This is a genomic window from Variovorax sp. TLI9-5A (genome assembly GCF_056867935.1).
Genome location: NZ_CP200310.1, coordinates 3,437,526 through 3,454,019, shown reverse-complemented (window position 1 = coordinate 3,454,019; position 16,494 = coordinate 3,437,526). Strand labels below are relative to the sequence as shown.

Annotated in this window: 15 protein-coding genes; 5 read left to right on the top strand and 10 right to left on the bottom strand. The window is 66.1% G+C overall.

What is annotated here, in order from left to right:
* Positions 1-25 precede the first annotated feature (25 nt).
* From AC1VNX_RS16345 to AC1VNX_RS16335, 3 genes are read left to right on the top strand one after another with little or no spacing between them, the layout of a single operon-like run.
* Complete coding sequence (locus tag AC1VNX_RS16345; RefSeq protein WP_093202289.1) at positions 26-745, top strand: Crp/Fnr family transcriptional regulator; 720 nt, start codon at positions 26-28, stop codon at positions 743-745.
* Positions 746-789: 44 nt separating this feature from the next.
* Complete coding sequence (locus tag AC1VNX_RS16340) at positions 790-1,896, top strand: phosphotransferase (protein ID WP_301511228.1); 1,107 nt, start codon at positions 790-792, stop codon at positions 1,894-1,896.
* A gap of 29 nt (positions 1,897-1,925) precedes the next feature.
* Positions 1,926-3,197 carry an acyl-CoA dehydrogenase family protein gene (locus AC1VNX_RS16335; RefSeq protein WP_483157636.1) on the top strand — a complete coding sequence of 424 codons (1,272 nt, stop codon included), beginning with the start codon at positions 1,926-1,928 and terminating at the stop codon, positions 3,195-3,197.
* A 70-nt stretch (positions 3,198-3,267) separates the two neighbouring features.
* Here AC1VNX_RS16335 and AC1VNX_RS16330 read toward each other — a convergent pair whose 3' ends face one another.
* The 5 genes from AC1VNX_RS16330 to AC1VNX_RS16310 all read right to left on the bottom strand — a co-directional run bounded on the left by AC1VNX_RS16330 (position 3,268) and on the right by AC1VNX_RS16310 (position 8,803).
* A complete protein-coding gene (locus tag AC1VNX_RS16330) occupies positions 3,268-3,771 on the bottom strand; it encodes a GNAT family N-acetyltransferase (RefSeq protein WP_483157635.1) in 504 nt (167 codons plus the stop codon).
* A complete protein-coding gene (glmM, locus tag AC1VNX_RS16325; RefSeq protein WP_483157634.1) occupies positions 3,768-5,105 on the bottom strand; it encodes a phosphoglucosamine mutase in 1,338 nt (445 codons plus the stop codon). The genes AC1VNX_RS16330 and glmM overlap by 4 nt, the downstream gene beginning before the upstream one ends.
* Complete coding sequence (gene folP / locus AC1VNX_RS16320; protein WP_483157633.1) at positions 5,102-5,986, bottom strand: dihydropteroate synthase; 885 nt, start codon at positions 5,984-5,986, stop codon at positions 5,102-5,104. The genes glmM and folP overlap by 4 nt, the downstream gene beginning before the upstream one ends.
* A 62-nt stretch (positions 5,987-6,048) precedes the next feature.
* Positions 6,049-7,968, bottom strand: coding sequence for an ATP-dependent zinc metalloprotease FtsH (ftsH, locus tag AC1VNX_RS16315; protein ID WP_483157632.1), 1,920 nt, complete (start codon positions 7,966-7,968; stop codon positions 6,049-6,051).
* Positions 7,969-8,134: 166 nt separating this feature from the next.
* Complete coding sequence (locus tag AC1VNX_RS16310) at positions 8,135-8,803, bottom strand: RlmE family RNA methyltransferase (RefSeq protein ID WP_483157631.1); 669 nt, start codon at positions 8,801-8,803, stop codon at positions 8,135-8,137.
* A 33-nt stretch (positions 8,804-8,836) separates the two neighbouring features.
* On the opposite strand from AC1VNX_RS16310, the gene AC1VNX_RS16305 reads away from it, so the two are divergent.
* Together AC1VNX_RS16305 and AC1VNX_RS16300 are read left to right on the top strand one after the other, a co-directional pair.
* Entirely contained in the window at positions 8,837-9,316 is a 480-nt protein-coding gene (locus AC1VNX_RS16305) for a YhbY family RNA-binding protein (RefSeq protein WP_483157630.1), read from the top strand.
* Between the two features lie 41 nt (positions 9,317-9,357).
* Positions 9,358-10,077, top strand: a complete 720-nt coding sequence (locus AC1VNX_RS16300) for a glycosyltransferase (RefSeq protein WP_483157629.1) — start codon at positions 9,358-9,360, stop codon at positions 10,075-10,077.
* 72 nt (positions 10,078-10,149) lie between these two features.
* On the opposite strand, the gene AC1VNX_RS16295 is transcribed toward AC1VNX_RS16300, so the two are convergent.
* The 5 genes from AC1VNX_RS16295 to carA all read right to left on the bottom strand — a co-directional run bounded on the left by AC1VNX_RS16295 (position 10,150) and on the right by carA (position 16,451).
* A complete protein-coding gene (locus AC1VNX_RS16295; RefSeq protein WP_483157628.1) occupies positions 10,150-10,575 on the bottom strand; it encodes a DUF4149 domain-containing protein in 426 nt (141 codons plus the stop codon).
* Between the two features lie 11 nt (positions 10,576-10,586).
* Positions 10,587-11,063, bottom strand: coding sequence for a transcription elongation factor GreA (greA, locus tag AC1VNX_RS16290; RefSeq protein WP_126024038.1), 477 nt, complete (start codon positions 11,061-11,063; stop codon positions 10,587-10,589).
* A 68-nt stretch (positions 11,064-11,131) separates the two neighbouring features.
* On the bottom strand, positions 11,132-12,001 hold the full coding sequence (kdoO, locus tag AC1VNX_RS16285; protein ID WP_483157627.1) for a Kdo hydroxylase KdoO: 870 nt from the start codon (positions 11,999-12,001) through the stop codon (positions 11,132-11,134).
* A gap of 15 nt (positions 12,002-12,016) precedes the next feature.
* A complete protein-coding gene (gene carB, locus AC1VNX_RS16280; protein ID WP_483157626.1) occupies positions 12,017-15,265 on the bottom strand; it encodes a carbamoyl-phosphate synthase large subunit in 3,249 nt (1,082 codons plus the stop codon).
* Positions 15,258-16,451, bottom strand: a complete 1,194-nt coding sequence (gene carA, locus AC1VNX_RS16275; protein WP_483157625.1) for a glutamine-hydrolyzing carbamoyl-phosphate synthase small subunit — start codon at positions 16,449-16,451, stop codon at positions 15,258-15,260. The genes carB and carA overlap by 8 nt, the downstream gene beginning before the upstream one ends.
* Positions 16,452-16,494 lie beyond the last annotated feature (43 nt).

The window sequence follows — 16,494 nt, the reverse complement described above, 5'->3', positions numbered from 1 at the left end:
TTCCAGTCGCCGAGAGGACAGACCAATGGACGACCCCATTCTTACCATCGAAGAACGTGAAGCGATCAACAGTGGTCGCTGGTTTTCTTCCCTTTCTCCATCGCTGCGGCACGACATCCTCCGATGCGCCTTCGTCAAACGCTACAAGGACGGCGACCTGATCGCTGCCCGCGGCGATCCGCCCGAACACTGGATCGCCTGCGCCAAGGGCGCGGTGCGGGTCAGCTCGACGGCCGTCTCGGGCAAGCAGGTGACGCTGACCTACGTGGAGCCGGGCATCTGGTTCGGCGACGTGGCGATGTTCGACGGGGACCGGCGCACGCACGACACCTACTCGCATGGCGACACCACCATCCTGTGCGTGGCGCGCGCCGACTTCCAGAAGATCCTGGCCTCGCACGTGGAGCTGTACGAGGCGCTGATGCGGCTGCAGGCACGCCGCATCCGCACGCTCTTCGGGCTGGTGGAAGACCTCAACACCCTGCCGCTGCGCGCGCGGCTGGCCAAGCAGCTCATCCATCTGGTGCGCAGTTACGGCGTGCCGAACCTGGAGGACGGCAGCCAGATGCGCATCGGCCTGCAACTGGCGCAGGAAGAACTGGCGCAGTTGCTGGGTGCGTCGCGCCAGCGGGTCAACCAGGAACTGAAGACCATGGAGCGCGAGGGCACCATCCGCATCGAGCCGGGCGGCCTCGTGGTGCTCGACCGCTCGGCGCTGATGCGCGTCTCGGAAGCTGAAAGCTAGAACGACAACTCCAACGACGACCACAGGCAGATAGACATACCGACATGAGCCAGGACTTCTCCAACTTCATAGGCACCCGTGCCGTCTCGCAACAGCACGCCTTCGACGTCGACGCGCTTGCGGCCTGGCTCGAGAAGAACCTCGACGGGTTCAAGGGCCCGCTGACGGTCGAGATGTTCAAGGGCGGCCAGTCGAACCCGACCTACAAGCTGGTCACGCCCACGCAGAGCTACGTGATGCGCGCCAAGCCGGGACCGGTCGCGAAGCTGCTGCCCTCGGCCCATGCGGTGGAGCGCGAATACAAGGTCATGAGCGGCCTGGCCGGTACCGACGTGCCGGTGCCGCGCATGTACTGCCTGTGCGAGGACGAGAGCGTCATCGGCCGTGCCTTCTACGTCATGGAGTTCATGCAGGGCCGCGTGCTGTGGGACCAGTCGCTGCCCGGCATGAGCAACGCCGAGCGCGCCGCCCACTACGACGAGATGAACCGCGTGATCGCGGCGCTGCACACGGTCGACTTCGCCGCCCGCGGCCTGGCCGACTACGGCAAGCCGGGCAACTACTTCGAGCGCCAGATCGGCCGCTGGAGCAAGCAGTACAAGGCCTCGGCCGACGGCGCGGGCGAGCTTTCGCAGCCCATCGAGGCCATGGAGCGGCTGATCGACTGGCTGCCCGCCCACATGCCGGCGAGCGCGCGCGACGAGAGCAAGGTGTCGATCGTCCATGGCGACTACCGGCTCGACAACGTGATGTTCCATGCCACCGAGCCGCGCATCGTCGCGGTGCTCGACTGGGAGCTGTCCACGCTGGGCCATCCGCTGGCCGACTTCAGCTACCACTGCATGTCCTGGCACATGCCGCCCAGCACCGGGCGCGGCATCGGCGGTGTCGATGTCGCCTCGCTGGGAATTCCCACCGAGAGCGAATACATCCGCCGCTACTGCGAGCGCACCCGCATCAGCACGCCCGAGGCGCTGGCGCCGGACTGGAACTTCTACCAGGCCTACAACCTGTTCCGCATGGCCGCGATCCTGCAAGGCATTGCCAAGCGGGTCGAGGCCGGCACCGCGTCGAGCGAGCAAGCCGTGGCTTCGGCCCGCGGCGCCCGCCCCATGGCCGACATGGCCTGGCAGTTTGCCCAAAAGGCATAAGCCGCCCCACCCCACCAGGAGAGACAAAGATGGACTTCGAATACTCGGCCAAGACCAAGGACCTGCAGAAGCGCGTCCAGGCATTCATGGACGACCACATCTATCCGGCCGAAGCCGAGTACAGTGCCGAGCTGGCCGCGAACACCGCCGCCGGCAAGCGCTGGTCGGCACTCAAGACCGTCGAGAAGCTCAAGGAAAAGGCCAAGGCCCAGGGCCTGTGGAACCTGTTCCTGCCGGTCGACAGCGCAGCCGCCTCGGGCTATGACGGCGCTGGCCTCACCAACCAGGAATACGCGCCGCTCGCTGAGATCATGGGCCGCGTGCCATGGGCTTCGGAAGCCTTCAACTGCTCGGCGCCCGACACCGGCAACATGGAGACCATCGCGCGCTACGGCTCCGACGAAATCAAGGCACGCTGGCTCAAGCCGCTGCTCGAAGGCCAGATCCGCTCGGCCTTCGCAATGACCGAGCCCGAGGTAGCTTCGAGCGACGCCACCAATATCTCCACGCGCATCGAGCGCCATGGCGACGAGTACGTCATCAACGGCCACAAGTGGTGGATTTCCGGTGCGGCCGATCCGCGCTGCGCGGTCTTCATCACCATGGGCAAGAGCGACCCGGAGGCGCCGCGCCACTCGCAGCAGAGCATGATCGTCGTGCCGGCCGACGCCAAGGGCATCCGCATCGTGCGCCCGCTGAACGTGATGGGCTACGACGACGCGCCGCACGGCCACGTCGAGATGTACTTCGAGAACGTGCGCGTGCCGGCCAGCAACATGCTGCTGGGCGAAGGCCGCGGCTTCGAGATCGCCCAGGGCCGCCTCGGCCCCGGCCGCATTCACCACTGCATGCGCCTGATCGGCCTGGCCGAGCGCGCGCTGGAGCTGATGTGCAAGCGCGCCTCTTCGCGCGTGGCCTTCGGCAAGACCGTCGCCTCGCAGACCGTGACGCAGGAACGCATCGCCGAAGCCCGCTGCAAGATCGACATGGCCCGCCTTCTCACGCTCAAGGCCGCCTGGCTGATGGACGTGGCCGGCAACAAGGTCGCCAAGAACGAGATCGCCATGATCAAGGTCGTCGCGCCGTCGATGGCCTGCCAGGTGATCGACTGGGCCATGCAGGTCCACGGCGGCGGCGGCATGTGCGATGACTTCCCGCTGGCTGCCGCCTATGCCGGCGCGCGCACGCTGCGCTTCGCGGACGGTCCGGACGAAGTGCACCGCAACGCGATCGCCAAGTGGGAGCTGGGCAAATACGCTCCGGGCAAGGCCGACGCCGAAATGCCGGTGACGCGTTTCTGATCTGGCGGTAAAGAACAAAGGGCCGGTGGCGAACGATTCGCCCCGGCCCTTTTCCTTTGGTTGTTTGCCCTCAGAGCTTCTTCTGCAGGAAGACTGCCGTGCCGAACGACGGATCGAGCTGGTAGCCCGCGAAGCCTTCGCGCTCATAGGCGCGCAGCGCGGGCACATTGCCCGAAAGCACCTCCAGCGTGAGCTTGCAGGCGCCGCGGCGGCGGGCCTCCTGCTCCACCAGCGCGAACATCCTCTGCGCCACGCGCTGCCCGCGATGACTGGGCAGCACCACCACGTCGTGGACGTTCACGAGCGGCCTGGCGGCGAAGGTCGAGAAGCCCTCGATGCAGTTGACCAGCCCCACGGGCTGCCCGTCGTCGTAGGCGAGCACGCTGAAGGCCTGGGGGCGCACAGCCAGCGCGCCCGGCAGGCTCTCGCGCACGGTGGCGTCGAGCGGGTTACCGCCGCCGGCCGGGTCGCTGGCGTAGGCGTCGAGAAGAGCGACCAGCGCAGCCGCGTGAGCGGCGTTGCTGTAGTCGGCGATGAAGACTTCGATCTGCCGCGCGCCGGCCTCTGCCGTCATCGCGCGGGCTCCAGCGTTGCCGCGAGGCGCTTGGCGCACGATTCGGCCTGCTTCGCGTCACGCGCCTCGACCATCACGCGCACCAGCGGCTCGGTACCGCTCGCGCGGATCAGCACGCGGCCGGAATCGCCCAGCTCGGCCTCGATGCGCGTGGTTTCGCTGGCCAGCGCCTTGTTGGCCTTCCAGTCCTGGTCGGGCGAGATGCGCACGTTGATGAGCGTCTGCGGGAACAGCGTGACGCCTTCGAGCAGTTGCGCCACCGTCTTGCCGCTACGCACGCAGGCCTGCAGCACCTGCAGCGCGCTCACGATGCCGTCGCCGGTGGTGTGACGGTCGAGCGCCAGCAGATGGCCGGAGCCCTCACCGCCCAGCAGCCAGCCGCGCTTGTCGAGCTCTTCGAGCACGTAGCGGTCGCCGACCTTGGCGCGCACGAACTCGATGCCCTGCCCTCGCAAGGCGACTTCGACGGCCTTGTTGGTCATGAGCGTGCCCACCACGCCCACCGGCTTGTCGCCGCGCGCGATGCGCTCGGACACCATGAGGTAGAGCAGTTCGTCGCCGTTGAAAAGGCGCCCGCTGCCGTCGACCAGCTGCAGCCGGTCGGCGTCGCCGTCGAGGGCAATGCCGTAGTCGGCCTTCTGCGCCGTCACCGCGGCGATCAGCGCCTCGGGATGCGTGGCGCCGAAGCCCTTGTTGATGTTCAGCCCGTCGGGCGAGACGCCGATGCTCGTCACTTCCGCACCCAGCTCGTGGAACACGTTGGGAGCCACCTGGTAGGCCGCGCCGTGGGCTGCGTCGACCACCAGCTTCATGCCGCGCAGCGTCAGGTCGTTGGCGAAGGTGCTCTTGCAGAATTCGATGTAGCGGCCGGGCGCATCGTTGAGGCGGCGGGCCTTGCCGAGGCCGGCGGAATCGACCCAGACCGGGTCCTCTTCCAGTGCGGCCTCGACGGCCAGCTCCCAGGCGTCGTCGAGCTTGGTACCTTGTGCGCTGAAGAACTTGATGCCGTTGTCGGGGTAGGCGTTGTGGCTGGCGCTGATCACCACGCCGAGGCTGGCGCGCTGGGCGCGCGTGAGATACGCGACGCCGGGCGTCGGCAGCGGGCCCAGCAGCACCACGTCGACGCCGGCCGAGTTGAAACCGGATTCGAGCGCCGATTCGAGCATGTAACCCGAGATGCGCGTGTCCTTGCCGATCAGCACCGTGGGGCGCGACTGGCTCTTCTTGAGCACGCGGCCCACGGCGTGCGCGAGGCGCAGCACGAAGTCGGGCGTGATGGGAGCCTGGCCGACAGTGCCGCGGATGCCGTCGGTGCCGAAATATTTGCGGGTCATGGTGTGGGTGCCTGTTCTTGTGTTTGTTGTGGTGACTGTTCCTGGGCCTTCATGGCGCGCCATACCGCGAGCGCGGCGACCGTGTCGCGCACGTCGTGCACGCGCACCACGGCAGCGCCCCGATCCGCCGCCAGCACGGCGGCCGCGACGCTGGGCACGACGCGCTCGCCCGCCGTCTCGATGCCGGTGACGGCACCGATCGACGACTTGCGCGACCAGCCGAGCAGCAGCGGGTAACCGCCGGCGAGCAGTTCGCGCTGACGCGCGAGCAAGGCGAAGTTCTGTTCCACCGTCTTGCCGAAGCCCACGCCGGGGTCGAGCGTGATGCGCGAAGCATCGACGTCGAGCGCACGCAGGAGCTGCGCCTGCTGCCGAAGGAAGGAAAGCACTTCCGGAACGACGTCGCCCGACATCGGCACCGCCTGCATGGTCTGTGGATCGCGGTGCATGTGCATCAGGCAGACACCGCACGAGGGATGCGCCGCGACTGCCTCGCGCGCGCCCGGCTGGCGCAGCGCCCAGATGTCGTTGACGATATCCGCGCCCAGGTCGAGCACTGCGCGCATCACTTCCGGCTTGTAGGTGTCGATGGAGATCGGCGCGTTGAGCTTCACCGCCTCGCGCACCACGGGCACGACGCGCGCCAGCTCGGCTTCGAGCGGCACCGCGGGGCTTCCGGGGCGGGTCGATTCGCCGCCGATGTCGAGGATGTCGGCGCCCTCCTTCAGCAGCTGTTCGCAGTGCCGCAGCGCCGTCTCGGTGGACGCACGGGCGCCGCCGTCCGAAAAGGAATCGGGCGTGACGTTGACGATGCCCATCACGCGCGGCTGCGCGAGGTCGATGCGGAAGCGGGAGGTCTGCCAGAACGCGCCGCCAGGCATCGCGTGTCCGCCATCGAAAACGGGGCCAGAGGCCCCGTTGTTGTTTGACGCCGGATTCGCGCTCACGCTGCGTTGGGCGCCGGGTCGGTCGTCACGGCCGGCGTACCGCCGCTGCCGCCACCGCTGCCCGAGGGCGGAATGCGGGGCGTCCAGTCCTTGGGCGGACGGGGAGCGCGGCCGGCCATGATGTCGTCGAGCTGTTCGCTGTCGATGGTTTCCCACTCGAGCAGCGCCTTGGCCATGGCGTGCATCTTGTCGCTGTTCTCCTCGATCAGGCGGCGCGCCAGGGCGTACTGCTCGTCGATGATGCGGCGGACTTCGGAGTCGACCTTTTCCATGGTCTGCTCGCTCATGTTCGTGGTCTTGGTGACCGAGCGGCCCAGGAACACTTCGCCTTCGTTCTCGGCGTAAACCATCGGGCCCAAGGCATCGCTCATGCCGTACTTCATGACCATGTCGCGCGCCAGGTTGGTGGCACGTTCGAAGTCGTTGCTGGCGCCGGTGGTCATCTGGTGCATGAACACTTCCTCGGCGATGCGGCCACCGAACAGCATGCTGATCTGGTTCAGCATGTACTCGCGGTCGTAGCTGTAGCGGTCCTGCGAGGGCAGGCTCATGGTCACGCCGAGGGCGCGGCCGCGCGGGATGATCGTGACCTTGTGGACCGGGTCGCACTTGGGCAGCAGCTTGCCGATGAGGGCGTGGCCGGACTCGTGGTAGGCCGTGTTGCGGCGTTCTTCCTCGGGCATGACCATGCTCTTGCGCTCGGGGCCCATGAAGATCTTGTCCTTGGCCTTCTCGAAGTCCTGCATCTCGACCACGCGCGCGTTGCGGCGGGCGGCCATCAGGGCGGCTTCGTTGCAGAGGTTGGCCAGGTCGGCGCCGGACATGCCGGGGGTGCCGCGGGCGATCACGCTCGGGTTCACGTCCTGGCCCAGCGGGACCTTGCGCATGTGCACGCCGAGGATCTGCTCGCGGCCGCGGATGTCGGGCAGCGTGACGTAGACCTGGCGGTCGAAACGGCCGGGGCGCAGCAGGGCCGCGTCCAGGATGTCGGGGCGGTTGGTGGCGGCCACCACGATCACGCCGAGGTTGGTTTCGAAGCCGTCCATCTCGACCAGCATCTGGTTGAGCGTCTGCTCGCGTTCGTCGTTGCCGCCGCCGAGACCGGCACCGCGCTGGCGGCCGACCGCGTCGATTTCATCGATGAAGATGATGCAGGGAGCGTTCTTCTTGGCGTTCTCGAACATGTCGCGGACACGGGCAGCGCCCACGCCCACGAACATTTCGACGAAGTCGGAACCGGAGATCGAGAAGAAAGGCACCTTGGCTTCGCCGGCGATCGACTTGGCCAGCAGCGTCTTGCCGGTACCCGGGGGACCGACCAGCAGCAGGCCACGCGGAATGCGGCCGCCGAGCTTCTGGAAGCGCTGCGGGTCCTTGAGGAAGTCGACCACTTCACGGACTTCTTCTTTCGCCTCGTCGCAGCCCGCGACGTCGGCGAAGGTGACCGTGTTGTTGTTCTCGTCCATCATGCGGGCCTTGCTCTTGCCGAAGCTGAACGCCCCGCCCTTGCCGCCACCCTGCATCTGGCGCATGAAGTAGATCCAGACGCCGATCAGCAGCAGCATCGGGCCCCAGCTGACCAAGAGCGTCATGAGCAGCGAGCTTTCTTCACGCGGCTTGACGTCGAACTTGACGTTGTGGTCGATCAGGTCGCCCACGAGGCCGCGGTCGAGCACGGTTGCGGTCGTGCGGATCTTGCGGTCGTCATTGGTGACGGCGACGATCTCGCCGCCAGCGGCGCCTTCAGGAATGACGGCGCTCTTGATCTGGTTGTTGCGGACCTGGTCCAGAAACTCGGAGTAGCTGACTGTCCCCGAGCCGACGCCGCCGCGGGTGTCGAACTGCTTGAACACGGTGAACAACACCATGGCAATGACGAGCCACACGGCAACTTTGGAAAACCACTGATTGTTCAAACGAAGCTCCAGGCTAAAGCGCGTGACAGGTGAATGAAAAAACGCGCTGTGGGTACGCAATTGCGCCCCATTTTAGGCTTTTCAAGCTGCGAAAAGCGGGCATTTCCCTAATGCGGCCATAGCCTGACGTGGGTTTGTGCCGCCAGCGCTGTTGCACGACCCGGTATCAAGGCGTATCCGGAGCCTTCAGGCCCACCCCGACCAGGAAAGTCTCGGCCGATTTGTCCCGCGACGCCTTGGGCTTGAAAGGCTTCACGACACGGAAATTCGCCCTGAAGAGCTTCACCAGCTCGTCGTAGCCGCTGCCATGAAAAACCTTGGCAACCAGCGCCCCTTCGGGCTTCAGGTGGTTCTGGGCGAAGTCGATGGCGAGCTCGATCAGGTGCGACACGCGGGCGGCATCGGCCGAATGGATGCCCGACAGGTTGGGCGCCATGTCCGAAACCACAAGATCGGCCTTGCGCCCGGCCAGCACGCCCAGCAGTTGCTGCAGCAGCTCGTCTTCGCGGAAATCGCCCTGCAGGAAGGTCACGCCCTCGATGGGCTCCATCGGCAGCAGGTCGAGCGAAACGATGGTGCCGTTCAGCTCGCCAGCCGCAGCCCCGCCGGGCGACATCCGCCGGCGCAGGTACTGGCTCCAGGCGCCCGGGGCGGAGCCGAGGTCCACCACCAGCTGGCCCGGCTTGACCAGGCCCAGCGACTCATCGATCTCCTTGAGCTTGTAGGCGGCACGCGCCCGATATCCCTCCTTCGTGGCGAGCTTCACGTAGGGGTCGTTGATATGGTCGTGCAGCCACGCCTTGTTGACTTTCTTGCTTTTGGCTTTGGTGCTCATGGGGGTCTTCGTGTACGGGTCGATAATACGGGGATGCCCGCCATTCAACTTACCCCTGCCGAGCGCAAGGTGCATCGCGCCGAAGCTCACCACCTGGATCCGATCGTCATGGTCGGTGGAGACGGGCTCACCCCTGCCGTGAAGAAGGAAGCCGACGCGGCACTCAAGGCCCACGGCCTGATCAAGATCCGCGTCTTCTCCGACGACCGCCTGGCCCGCGACGCCATGCTGCGCGAGCTGGCCGAGGAACTCGATGCCGCCCCCATCCAGCACATCGGCAAGCTGCTCGTGCTGTGGCGCCCGAAGCCCGAGAAAGAGCGCGTGATCGACGAAGACCGCATGCCCGGCCCGCGCGACGTGAAGATCGTCAAGTACAGCAAGCGCGGTGGCCAGCGCCCCGAGATCAAGACCCTGCGCGTGCTCGGCAACCAGCGCCTCACCCCCGGCGGCACCATCAAGCGTGCCAAGGCGAAGCGGCCGCTGTCGGCCAAGAAACGCAATCAGGCGGATTGAACTTGGCGGCAGCGCAAGGCGCCCAGCGCCACATTCTCTGCATGAAGTGGGGCACGAAATACGGCCCCGAATACGTCAACCGGCTCTACGCGATGGTCCGCCGCAACCTCAGCGGCGACTTCAAGTTCGTGTGCCTGACCGACGACGGCAGCGGCGTGCGCCCCGAAGTGACCTGCCTTCCGATCCCGCCGCTCAACCTGCACCTGGCCCCGGGCCAGCGCGACGGCGCCTGGAAGAAGCTCACCACCTTCGAGCAGGACCTGCACGGCCTGCGCGGCCCCGCCCTCTTCCTCGACCTCGACGTGGTGGTCGTGGGCAGCCTGGACGCCTTCTTCGAGCAACCGGGCGAGTTCCTGATCATTCACGACTACGACCGCCCCTGGCGGCGCGGCCGGATCACGGGCAATTCTTCGGTCTACCGCTTCGAACTCGGCGCCCATGCCGATGTGCTGGCCTATTTCCGCGCCAACATGGACAAGGTTCAGGCCGAATACCGCAACGAGCAGACCTACCTGTCGGACGTGCTCCACAAGCAGGGCAAGCTGGCCTACTGGCCCGAGGGCTGGTGCCCGAGCTTCAAGTACCACGGCATCCCGACCTGGCCGACCAACTACTGGGAAGAGCCCTTCGTGCCAGAGGGCGCGCGGATCATGGTGTTCCACGGCGAATGCAACCCGCCGGACGCGCTGGCTGGCCGCCGCAACCGAGCCTTCCGCTTCATCCGGCCAGCGCGCTGGGTCGCGAAATACTGGAAAGAGTAGGAAGCGAACCCCAGAGAAACGAAAAGGCGGCCTGGAGCCGCCTTTTTCTTCGCCGTGCGTGCCGTCTCGCCCTCAGCCCGCCGTCCGGCCTCCCACGCGCCACAAAACCACGCCGGCGCAAAGCCACTGCACGAAGTACATGCCCGTTCCCATGGCATGCCACAGCTTCAGGTTCTCACGCGCCACGATGCGCGGCGCCACTGCGTACTGCTGCAGCAGTGCCAGTAGCAGCGCACCCAGGATGAAGAAGATGGTCGTCATCGCCGGCCCGCTCATGCGCTCGTCGGCCTTGGAGCGGAAATGGATCAGCAGGATCACCCCGCAGGCGATGGCAATCCAGCTCTGCGCCTCGAACAATTGCGCCGCGAAATTGCCCGCCGCCGCCGGATTGCCCAGCTTCGCAAAGAGCATCGGCACGACGAGAAAGCCGATCGTCGTCAGGCTGCCCCACCAGAAGGCGGCCAGAATCAGCGCAATACGGTCTTTCAGGTCCTTCATGCGCGCGGCGATCAGAGGTAGCTGACCGCCACGATCTCGTAGCGCTTCAGCCCGCCGGGCGTCTGCACCTCGGCAGTGTCGCCCTCTTCCTTGCCGATCAGCGCACGGGCGATCGGGCTGGACACGTTGATGAGGCCCTGCTTCAGGTCGGCCTCGTCCTCGCCCACGATCTGGTACTTGACGGCGTCGCCGCTGTCTTCCTCTTCCAGTTCGACGGTGGAGCCGAACACCACCTTGCCGCCGGCATCGAGCTCGCTGGGGTCGATCACCTGCGAGGCGGAGAGCTTGCCCTCGATCTCCAGGATACGGCCTTCGATGAAGCCCTGGCGGTCCTTGGCGGATTCGTATTCGGCGTTTTCGCTGATGTCACCCTGCGCGCGCGCTTCGGCGATCGCATTGATGACGGCGGGGCGGTCCACCGACTTGAGCCGGCGCAGTTCTTCGCGCAGCTTCTCCGCGCCGCGCTTGGTGATGGGGATGGTCGCCATGTCTAGTTTTCTCTCCATAAAGCGAAACCGCCGAACGCTGCCGTTCGGCGGTCGATGGGGGACTGCGCTCAGACGAGCGTGCGTCCTGTCAGCCGGCTCAGGATGGCGAGCGGGCTCGAAGCGGGATTGTATTGCTTCGAAGCGGCCAGATGAAGGGTCTGCTCGAGCATGTACTGGCCCGCCATCACGGCGTGCGAGGTCTGGTCGGAGAAGCACACCCACACCGAACCCGGCGGGAACTTGGCGGTTTCCTGCGGCGAGTTTTCCTGATAGGCCATGTCCGACTTCATGCCGTCGTGCAACTGCAGCATGAGGTGGTCGTATTCGCTGCGGAACGACTTGGTCACGTGCAGCGCCTGCAGCAGCTTCGCCTGCCAGCGCGAGTAAGGCTTGGCGCGCGGCAGGAAGCGCCTGGCGATGTCCTCGAAAGGCTCGCCCACGCGCCACACGCGCGGCGCGCCGTCGGGGTTCACGTTGGTGAACACGCGCAGGATGCGTTCGCCGTAGTTCGGCCGCGACGGGAATGCATCGACATGCAAGCGCCGGTCGTCGGCGCGCCACGACTGCACCCGCGTCTCGACCTGCGCCGGCCGGTAGCTGGTAGGCGCCAGCCGCAGGGCCGGCGCGTAGTGCGGCAGCAGCCCGTGGATGAGCTGCGTGGCCTGCGCCCTGAAGCGCCCCACCATCGCGGCTGCCGTGCGCTGCACCGTCTCGTCGCCCACGGCGCCCTTGAGCTTGCCGTTGGCGTCGAGGCTGATGTTGCGTACGTCCGGCGACAGCAGGCTGGGCGTGAGCAGGCTGCGCTCTTCAGGCAGCAGCTCGAAGCCAAGGCGCGGAAAGTACAGCACCTTGCCTGCTTCCAGTTCCGCGATCCAGGCCTCGTTGGGCCTGGCCGCGTTCCAGTCGGTCAGGTCGAGTTCGACGAGCTGCGTTTCCATGATGCCGACGCTCGATCAGGCCGTGGCCAGCTGCGCGTGCATTTCCTGCACCGAGATCACACCGAGCTCGTCCATGAAGCCCATGCCCTCGACCGCGGCTTCGGCGCCAAAGATCGTGGTGAATGTGGTCACGCGCGCCTGCAGCGCCGAGGTGCGGATCTGGCGCGAGTCGGTGATGGCGTTGCGACGCTCTTCCACCGTGTTGATGACCAAGGCAATCTCGTTGTTCTTGATCATATCCACGATGTGCGGGCGGCCTTCGGTCACCTTGTTCACCGTCGCGCATTCGATGCCCGCGGCGTTGATGGCGGCGGCCGTGCCCTTGGTCGCGATCAGCTCGAAGCCCAGCTTGGCCAGACCGCGCGCCACTTCGACCGCGCGCGCCTTGTCGTTGTTCTTCACCGAGATGAAGACCTTGCCCGATTTCGGCAGGTGCGTGCCCGCGCCGAGCTGCGACTTCACGAAGGCTTCGCCGAAGGTCTTGCCCACGCCCATCACTTCGCCGGTCGACTTCATCTCGGGGCCGAGGATGGTGTCCACGCCCGGGAACTTGACGAACGGGAACACGGCCTCCTTCACGCTGAAGTACGGCGGCGTCACTTCCTTCGTGATGCCCTGCGACTTCAGCGACTGGCCAGCCATGCAGCGGGCCGCCACCTTGGCGAGCTGGATGCCGGTGGCCTTGCTCACGTAGGGCACGGTGCGCGAGGCGCGCGGGTTCACTTCGAGCACGTAGATGACGTCCTTGCCGTCCTTCTGCTGGATGGCGAACTGCACGTTCATCAGGCCGACCACGTTCAGCGCGGCCGCCATGGCGGCGCTCTGGCGCTTGAGCTCGGTAACGGTCTCTGCGCTCAGGCTGTAGGGCGGCAGCGAGCAGGCGGAGTCGCCCGAGTGCACGCCAGCCTGTTCGATGTGCTCCATCACGCCGCCGATGAGGGTCTGGCCCTCGGCGTCGCGCAGGCAGTCGACGTCGCACTCGACGGCGTCATTCAGGAAGCGGTCGAGCAGCACCGGCGAATCGTTGCTGACCTTGACGGCTTCGCGCATGTAGCGCTCCAGGTCGCGCTGCTCGTGCACGATTTCCATCGCGCGGCCGCCCAGCACGTAGCTCGGACGCACCACCAGCGGGTAGCCCAACGCCGCCGCCTTTTCGAGGGCTTCGGCTTCGGTGCGCGCGGTGGCGTTCGGCGGCTGCAGCAGCTTGAGCTCGTGCAGCAGCTTCTGGAAACGCTCGCGGTCTTCGGCCGCATCGATCATGTCGGGCGAAGTGCCGATGATCGGCACGCCGTTGGCTTCGAGGTCGAGGGCGAGCTTCAGCGGCGTCTGGCCGCCGTACTGCACGATCACGCCCAGCGGCTTCTCCTTGTCGACGATCTCGAGCACGTCCTCGAGCGTGAGCGGCTCGAAGTACAGGCGATCCGAGGTGTCGTAGTCGGTCGACACGGTCTCGGGGTTGCAGTTGACCATGATGGTCTCGTAGCCGTCCTCGCGCATGGCGAGCGCGGCGTGCACGCAGCAATAGTCGAACTCGATGCCCTGCCCGATGCGGTTGGGACCGCCGCCGAGCACCATGATCTTCTTCTTGTCGCTCGGATCGGCCTCGCACTCGTCCTCGTAGGTCGAGTACATGTAGGCCGTGTTGGTGGCGAACTCGGCCGCGCAGGTGTCCACGCGCTTGTAGACCGGGCGCACGCCCAGGGCGCGGCGCTTCTCGCGGATGGCCGTGTCGGTGGTGCGCAGCTGCTTGGCCAGGCGGCGGTCGGAGAAGCCCTTCTGCTTCAGCAGGCGCAGCGTGGCGGCATCGATGTCGTCGAGCGACTTGGTTTCCAGCTCGAGTTCGATCTTCACGATCTCCTCGATTTGCACCAGGAACCACGGGTCGATCTTCGTGAGCGCGAAGACTTCGTCGACGCTCATGCCCAGCGCGAAGGCATCGCCCACGTACCAGATGCGCTCGGGGCCGGGCTCGCCCAGCTCTTTCTCGAGCACTTCGCGGTCCTGGGTCTTCTCGTTCATGCCGTCGACGCCGACTTCGAGGCCGCGCAGCGCCTTCTGGAACGATTCCTGGAAGGTACGGCCCATGGCCATCACCTCGCCCACCGACTTCATCTGCGTGGTGAGGCGCGAATCAGCCTGCGGGAATTTCTCGAACGCGAAGCGCGGGATCTTGGTGACGACGTAGTCGATGGAGGGCTCGAACGAGGCCGGCGTGGCACCGCCGGTGATCTCGTTGCGCAGTTCGTCGAGCGTGTAGCCCACGGCCAGCTTGGCCGCGACCTTGGCGATCGGGAAACCCGTGGCCTTGGAAGCCAGGGCCGACGAACGCGACACGCGCGGGTTCATCTCGATGACGACCATGCGGCCGTCCTTCGGGTTGATGGAGAACTGCACGTTCGAGCCGCCGGTGTCCACGCCGATCTCGCGCAGCACGGCCAGCGAGGCATTGCGCAGGATCTGGTATTCCTTGTCCGAAAGCGTCTGGGCCGGTGCCACGGTGATCGAGTCGCCGGTGTGCACGCCCATCGGGTCGAGGTTCTCGATGGAGCAGACGATGATGCAGTTGTCGGCCTTGTCGCGCACGACTTCCATCTCGTACTCCTTCCAGCCGAGCAGCGATTCTTCGATCAGCAGCTCGTTGGTCGGCGAGGCTTCGATGCCGCGCTTGCAGATGGTCTCGAACTCTTCCGGGTTGTAGGCAATGCCGCCGCCGGTGCCGCCGAGCGTGAAGCTGGGACGGATCACGGTCGGGAAGCCGACGTTCTTCTGCACCGCCCAGGCCTCGTCCATCGAGTGCGCGATGCCGGAGCGGGCCGAGCCCAGTCCGATCTTGGTCATCGCGTCCTTGAACTTCAGGCGGTCTTCCGCCTTGTCGATGGCTTCGGGCGTGGCGCCGATCAGTTCGACGGGCTTGCTGGTGGCTGCGCCCGTGTACTTGTCGAGCACGCCGTTGCGCCACAGGTCGAGCGCGCAGTTCAGCGCGGTCTGGCCGCCCATGGTCGGCAGGATCGCATCGGGACGCTCCTTGGCGATGATCTTCTCGACCGTCTGCCAGGTGATGGGCTCGATGTAGGTGACGTCGGCCGTGGCCGGGTCGGTCATGATCGTTGCGGGGTTGCTGTTGATCAGGATGACCTTGTAGCCCTCTTCGCGCAGCGCCTTGCAGGCCTGCACGCCGGAGTAGTCGAACTCGCAGGCCTGGCCGATGATGATCGGGCCGGCGCCGATGATGAGGATCGATTTGAGGTCTGTGCGCTTAGGCATTCTCTTTCTCCGTCTTTTCCGTCTTGTTCTTTTCCATGAGTGCCGTGAAGCGATCGAACAGGTAGCCGATGTCGTGCGGGCCCGGCGAGGCTTCGGGGTGGCCCTGGAAGCAGAACGCGGGCTTGTCGGTGCGCGCCAGGCCCTGCAGCGTGTTGTCGAACAGGCTGATGTGCGTGGGACGCAGGTTGGCCGGCAGCGACTTCTCGTCGACCGCGAAGCCGTGGTTCTGGCTGGTGATGCTCACGCGGCCGTTGTCCAGGTCCTTCACCGGATGGTTCGCGCCGTGGTGGCCGAACTTCATCTTGAAGGTCTTGGCGCCCGAGGCCAGCGCCATGATCTGGTGGCCCAGGCAGATGCCGAAGGTGGGAATGCCGGTCTCGATCAGTTCCTTGACGGCGCTGATGGCGTAGTCGCAGGGCTGCGGGTCGCCGGGGCCGTTGGCCAGGAAGATGCCGTCGGGCTTGAGCTTGAGCACGTCGGCCGCGGGCGTCTGCGCCGGCACCACGGTGATGCGCGCGCCGCGCTGGGCGATCATGCGCAGGATGTTCTTCTTGACGCCGTAGTCGAAAGCCACGACGTGGAACTTCGGCGTGATCTGCACGCCGTAGCCTGAACCCAGCTTCCACTCGGTCTCGGTCCACTCGTAGGTCTGCTTGACCGACACGACCTTGGCGAGGTCGAGGCCCGACATGCTCGGCGCGGCCTTGGCGGAGGCGATGGCCTTGTCGATCAGCGCCTGCGTCACGGTCTCGCCCGCGGCAAGGCCCAGGATGCAGCCGTTCTGCGCGCCATTGGTGCGCAGGTGGCGGGTGAGCTTGCGGGTGTCGATGTTCGCGATGGCCACGGTGTTGCCGGACACGAGGTACTCGGTCAGCGTGGCGGTCTTGCGGAAGTTGGAGGCGACGAGGGGCAGGTCCTTGATGATCAGGCCCGCGGCATGGATCTTGTCGGCTTCGATGTCCTCGCCGTTGACGCCGTAGTTGCCGATGTGCGGATACGTGAGCGTCACGATCTGCTGGCAGTAGCTCGGGTCGGTGAGGATTTCCTGGTAACCGGTCATGGCGGTGTTGAACACCACTTCACCGGTCGTGGAGCCGGTGGCTCCGATCGAGTTGCCGTGAAAGACCGTGCCGTCTGCGAGCGCCAGGATGGCGGGCGGGAAACTTCCCTTGAGAGACAAAAGCACTGGGTTCTCCGGATGGTTACGGTCGCCCGGAGCCTCAGGCGTG

What these genes read in the sequence shown, in the direction of transcription:
- AC1VNX_RS16295 (WP_483157628.1), bottom strand. Translation starts at nt 10,575, where the DNA reads ATGAAGGACCTGAAAGACCGTATTGCGCTGATTCTGGCCGCCTTCTGG.
- AC1VNX_RS16305 (WP_483157630.1), top strand. Translation starts at nt 8,837, where the DNA reads ATGCCCGCCATTCAACTTACCCCTGCCGAGCGCAAGGTGCATCGCGCC.
- AC1VNX_RS16300 (WP_483157629.1), top strand. Translation starts at nt 9,358, where the DNA reads ATGAAGTGGGGCACGAAATACGGCCCCGAATACGTCAACCGGCTCTAC.
- carB (WP_483157626.1), bottom strand. Translation starts at nt 15,265, where the DNA reads ATGCCTAAGCGCACAGACCTCAAATCGATCCTCATCATCGGCGCCGGC.
- kdoO (WP_483157627.1), bottom strand. Translation starts at nt 12,001, where the DNA reads ATGGAAACGCAGCTCGTCGAACTCGACCTGACCGACTGGAACGCGGCC.
- glmM (WP_483157634.1), bottom strand. Translation starts at nt 5,105, where the DNA reads ATGACCCGCAAATATTTCGGCACCGACGGCATCCGCGGCACTGTCGGC.
- folP (WP_483157633.1), bottom strand. Translation starts at nt 5,986, where the DNA reads ATGCCTGGCGGCGCGTTCTGGCAGACCTCCCGCTTCCGCATCGACCTC.
- AC1VNX_RS16345 (WP_093202289.1), top strand. Translation starts at nt 26, where the DNA reads ATGGACGACCCCATTCTTACCATCGAAGAACGTGAAGCGATCAACAGT.
- greA (WP_126024038.1), bottom strand. Translation starts at nt 11,063, where the DNA reads ATGGCGACCATCCCCATCACCAAGCGCGGCGCGGAGAAGCTGCGCGAA.
- AC1VNX_RS16310 (WP_483157631.1), bottom strand. Translation starts at nt 8,803, where the DNA reads ATGAGCACCAAAGCCAAAAGCAAGAAAGTCAACAAGGCGTGGCTGCAC.
- AC1VNX_RS16340 (WP_301511228.1), top strand. Translation starts at nt 790, where the DNA reads ATGAGCCAGGACTTCTCCAACTTCATAGGCACCCGTGCCGTCTCGCAA.
- AC1VNX_RS16335 (WP_483157636.1), top strand. Translation starts at nt 1,926, where the DNA reads ATGGACTTCGAATACTCGGCCAAGACCAAGGACCTGCAGAAGCGCGTC.
- AC1VNX_RS16330 (WP_483157635.1), bottom strand. Translation starts at nt 3,771, where the DNA reads ATGACGGCAGAGGCCGGCGCGCGGCAGATCGAAGTCTTCATCGCCGAC.